This window comes from Frankia sp. AgKG'84/4 (assembly GCF_023242965.2).
In the GTDB taxonomy this organism is placed as follows: Bacteria; Actinomycetota; Actinomycetes; order Frankiales; family Frankiaceae; genus Frankia.
In genome coordinates, this window is the sequence record NZ_JALKFU020000395.1 from 1 (window position 1) to 4988 (window position 4988).

Annotated in this window: 2 protein-coding genes; both read right to left on the reverse strand. The window is 72.8% G+C overall.

The genetic code is table 11. The features are described 5' to 3' along the window. Positions 1 to 45: 45 nt before the first annotated feature. Complete coding sequence (carB, locus tag MXD58_RS19805) at positions 46 to 3585, reverse strand: carbamoyl-phosphate synthase large subunit (protein WP_248839726.1); 3540 nt, start codon at positions 3583 to 3585, stop codon at positions 46 to 48. Continuing rightward, positions 3585 to 4838: a glutamine-hydrolyzing carbamoyl-phosphate synthase small subunit gene (carA, locus tag MXD58_RS19810; protein ID WP_248839727.1), complete on the reverse strand. Its 1254-nt coding sequence runs from the start codon at positions 4836 to 4838 to the stop codon at positions 3585 to 3587. Before carA ends, carB begins: the two co-directional genes overlap by 1 nt. Positions 4839 to 4988 lie beyond the last annotated feature (150 nt).

A 4988-nucleotide genomic window follows, 5' to 3' on the forward strand; every position in this document is an offset into this window, starting at 1 on the left:
GCGCGCGGCCGGCGGGCGGCGCGTAGCGAGACCGCACGCCGGCGCTCATCCGCCCGACCGGGCGGGATCAAGATCGGCGACCTGCGCGCCACCGTCGTCCCCCTCGCCGGGTCGCGGCGCGGACTCCGTCGATCCGCCCAGCACGCCATCCGCCGCACCCGGCACCGAACCACCCCGCACCGAACCTCCCGGCACCGAACCACCCGGAATACCCCCACCCGGCGCGGGGCCGGTGCCCGGGGACGTGTCCCGGCCGGCGGGTATGCCGCCGCCGTCGTCGTCCCAGGCCTCGCGCAGGGCGGTGTGGTACTCCTGCAGCGGCCGGACGCCGAGCTCGCCGCGCACCAGCGCCTCGATGCCCTGCACGCAGGCGGCGGCGCCCTGGATGGTGGTGATGCACGGCACGCCGGCGCTGACGCAGGCCGTGCGGATCTCGTAGCCGTCCAGTCGCGGCCCTACCCCCCACGGGGTGTTGATGACCAGATCGAGCTGCCCGGAGTTGATCATCTCCACGCAGTCGAGCAGGCCCTCGGTGGGCGAGCGGTGCTTGCCGAGCACGACAGCCTTGACACCGTTGCGCCGCAGCACGTCGGCGGTGCCCTCGGTGGCGTAGACGACGAAGCCCAGATCGGCGAGCCGCTTGATCGGGAAGATCATCGCCCGCTTGTCCCGGTTCGCCACCGAGACGAACACCCGTCCGTAGGTGGGCAGACCGGCGTAGGCGGCGGCCTGCGACTTGGCGTAGGCGGTACCGAAGCCGTCGTCGATGCCCATCACCTCACCGGTGGACTTCATCTCCGGCCCGAGCACGGTGTCGACCCCGCGCCCGACGGCGTCACGGAACCGGCCGAACGGCAGCACCGCCTCCTTGACGGCGATGTGCGAGTCCAGCGGCAGGCTGGCACCGTCACCGGTGCGCGGCAGCAGGCCCTCGGCCCGCAGCTCGCCGATGGTCGCGCCGAGCATCACCCGGGCGGCGGCCTTGGCCAGCGGCACCGCGGTCGCCTTCGACACGAACGGCACGGTCCGCGAGGCCCGCGGGTTGGCCTCCAGCACGTACAGGACGTCGGACTGCAGCGCGTACTGGACGTTGAGCAGGCCGCGCACCCCCACACCGCGGGCGATCGCCTCGGTGGAGGTGCGGATGCGCTCCAACTCGGAGCGCCCGAGCGTGATCGGCGGCAGCGCGCAGGCCGAGTCGCCGGAGTGCACCCCGGCCTCCTCGATGTGCTCCATCACCCCGGCGAGGTAGAGCGTCTCGCCGTCGAACAGCGCGTCGACGTCGATCTCGACGGCGTCGTCGAGGAACCGGTCGACGAGCACCGGGTGTTCCGGGGAGATCGCGGTGGCCCGCTCGATGTAGTCACGCAGCATCGTGTCGTCGTAGACGATCTCCATGCCGCGCCCGCCGAGCACGTACGACGGCCGCACGAGCACCGGGTAGCCGATCCGCTCGGCGACGGTGCGGGCCTCGGCGAACGACGTCGCCACCCCGTGCGGGGGAGAGGGCAGGCCGGCGGTGGCGAGCACCCGGCCGAACAGGCCACGGTCCTCCGCCAGGTGGATCGCCTTCGGCGGGGTCCCGACGATCGGCACGCCGGCGTCGGCGAGCGCCGCGGCGATCCCCAGCGGGGTCTGGCCGCCGAGCTGGACGATCACCCCGGCCAGCGGGCCGGCCTGCTGCTCGGCGTGCACGACCTCGAGGACGTCCTCGACCGTCAGCGGCTCGACGTAGAGCCGGTCGGCGGTGTCGTAGTCGGTGGAGACCGTCTCCGGGTTGCAGTTGACCATGACGGTCTCGTAGCCGGCGTCGGACAGCGCCATCACCGCGTGGCAGCAGGCGTAGTCGAACTCGATGCCTTGGCCGATGCGGTTCGGGCCGCTGCCGAGCACGATGACCCGCGGCCGGTCGCTCGGCGCCACCTCGGACTCGTCGTCGTAGGCGGAGTAGTGGTACGGCGTCGCGGAGGCGAACTCGGCGGCGCAGGTGTCGACGGTCTTGAACACCGGCCGGATGCCGTTGCGGTGCCGGAACGCCCGGACCACGTCCTCCTTCGTCTCGAGGATCTCGGCGAGCTGGGCGTCGGAGAAGCCGGCCCGCTTGGCCCGGCGGATGCCGGCGGGGTCGCGGGTGACCGCGGCGGCGACCTCGTTGATGAACACGATCTGGTCGACGAACCAGGGGTCGATGCCAGTGACCCGGCTGGCCTCGGCCGGATCGGCACCGGCGAGCAGCGCCCGCTGCAGGACGGCGAGGCGCCCGTCACGCGGCTGCCTGGCGCGGGCGAGCAGCGCGGCCGCGTCGTCGCCGGACCCGGGGGTGGCTTCGGACCCGGGGGTAGCTTCGGATCGAGCGAAGGAGAACGTCGAGCCGGTGGCCTCCATCGACCGCAGCGCCTTCTGCAGCGCCTCGGCGAAGCTGCGCCCGACGCCCATCGCCTCGCCGACGGACTTCATCGTGGTCGTCAGCGTCTCGTCCGCGCCGGGGAACTTCTCGAACGCGAACCGCGGCACCTTCACCACGATGTAGTCCAGCGTCGGCTCGAAGGCGGCCGGGGTGGTGCGGGTGATGTCGTTGGGGATCTCGTCGAGGGTGTAGCCCAGTGCGAGCTTCGCGGAGATCTTGGCGATCGGGAAGCCGGTGGCCTTCGACGCCAGCGCCGAGGAACGCGAGACCCGCGGGTTCATCTCGATGACGACCTGCCGGCCGGTGGCCGGGTCGACGGCGAACTGGATGTTGCAGCCGCCCGCGTCGACGCCGACGGCCCGCATCACCTCGATCGACATGTCCCGCATCCGCTGGTACTCGCGGTCGGTCAGGGTCATCGCCGGCGCGACGGTGATCGAGTCGCCGGTGTGCACGCCCATCGGGTCGACGTTCTCGATGGAGCAGACGACGACCACGTTGTCGGCGCGGTCACGCATGAGCTCCAGCTCGAACTCCTTCCAGCCGAGGATCGACTCCTCGACCAGGACCTCCGTCGACGGGCTCGCCGCGAGCCCCGCGGCGGACATCCGGGTCAGCTCGGCCGGGTCGTGGGCGAAGCCGCTGCCGGCGCCGCCGAGGGTGAAACTCGGGCGCACCACGACGGGGTAGTCGAACTCCTCCCCCGCGGCCAGGCACTCCTCGACGGTGTGGCAGATCGCGCTGCGCGCGGTCTCGCCACCGACGGCGGCGACGATGTCCTTGAACGCCTGGCGGTCCTCACCGGCGCGGATCGCGTCGATGTTCGCGCCGATGAGCCGCACGCCGAAGCGCTCCAGCACCCCGGCGTCGTGCAGGGCGACGGCGGTGTTCAGCGCCGTCTGGCCGCCCATGGTGGCCAGCAGGGCGTCGGGGCGCTCCCGATCGATGATCTTCGTGACGATGTCCGGGGTGATCGGCTCGACGTAGGTCGCGTCGGCGAGCTCCGGGTCGGTCATGATCGTGGCCGGGTTGCTGTTGACCAGGACGACCCGCAGGCCCTCCGCCCGCAGCACCCGGCACGCCTGGGTTCCGGAGTAGTCGAACTCACAGGCCTGGCCGATGACGATCGGCCCCGAGCCGATCACCAGGACGCTGCGCAGATCGTCGCGCCGGGGCATCAGGACCGCCCTCCGGCACTCGCCGCGCGCACCTGGCGGGTCACGGCCATCAGGTCACGGAACTTCTCGAACAACCCGGCCGCGTCATGCGGGCCCGGGGCGGCCTCCGGATGGAACTGCACGCTGAATGCCGGCACGTCCAGGCACTCCAATCCCTCGACGACGTCGTCGTTGAGGCCGATGTGGCTGGCGACCACCCGGCCGAACGGGGTGTCCGTCGCGCCGGTCAGCGGCGCGCGCACGGCGAAGCCGTGGTTCTGGCTGGTCACCGCGATGCGACCGGTGGCCACGTCACCGACCGGCTGGTTCACCCCGCGGTGGCCGTAGGTCAGCTTGTACGTGTCGAACCCCAGCGCCCTGGCCAGCACCTGGTGGCCGAAGCAGATCCCGAAGACCGGCACCCCGGCGCGCAGCACGGTGCGCAGCGCGTCGACCGCGTAGTCGGCGGTCGCCGGGTCGCCGGGACCGTTGGAGAGGAACACCCCGTCGGGGCGCAGCGCGAGCAGTTCCTCGCCGGTGGTGCGGGCCGGCAGCACGCGCACCTCGCAGCCCAGCGCCGCCAGCGCCGCCGGGGTGGCCCGCTTGATGCCGAGGTCCAGTGCGGCGACCGTGAACAGCGGCGCGCCGTCACGGGCCGGCACGACGTACGGCGCCCGGGTGGAGACCAGCGGGGCCAGGTCGGCGCCGACCATCCGCGGCGAGCTGCGCACCTTCTCGAGCAGTTCCGGCCACGGGCCCTGCGCCGGCTCGTCGCCGAGCACGCTGCTGATCCCGCAGCGCATCGCCCCCCGCTCGCGCAGGTGGCGGGTCAGCGCCCGGGTGTCGATGCCGCTGATGCCGACCACGCCGGCCCCGGCGAGCTCGTCGTCGAGGCTGCCGCGGGAGCGCCAGTTCGACGCCCGGCGCGCCGGGTCGCGCACGACGAAGCCCGCGACCTGGATGCGGTCGGACTCGTAGTCCTCGTCGTTCACGCCGGTGTTACCGATGTGCGGCGCCGTCATGATGACGACCTGGCCGTGGAAGGACGGGTCGGTCAGCGTCTCCTGATAGCCGGTCATCCCGGTGGAGAACACGGCCTCGCCGAACGTCTCGCCGATCGCACCGTAGGCCTCGCCGGCGAAGCCGCGGCCGTCCTCCAGCATGAGCACGGCGCGGGTCGGGCGGCCCTGGTCGGCCGGGCGGCCCTGCTCGGCCGTGGCGGTGGACTGCGGCCACTCGCCGGCGGCGCCGGGCCTGGTGGTGAGGGTGCTCAACGATCCTCCTTCAGCCTGCGGACCTCACCGAGGGGCGAGGTCAAAGGATCGACCGGGGACCGGCCGGGGTCGGTCTGCTCGGGATGGTCCCAGCCACTGTGGCGGGCCTGCGGCGGGTGCGCGCCCGGATGGCGCGGGTCGGCGGTGGGC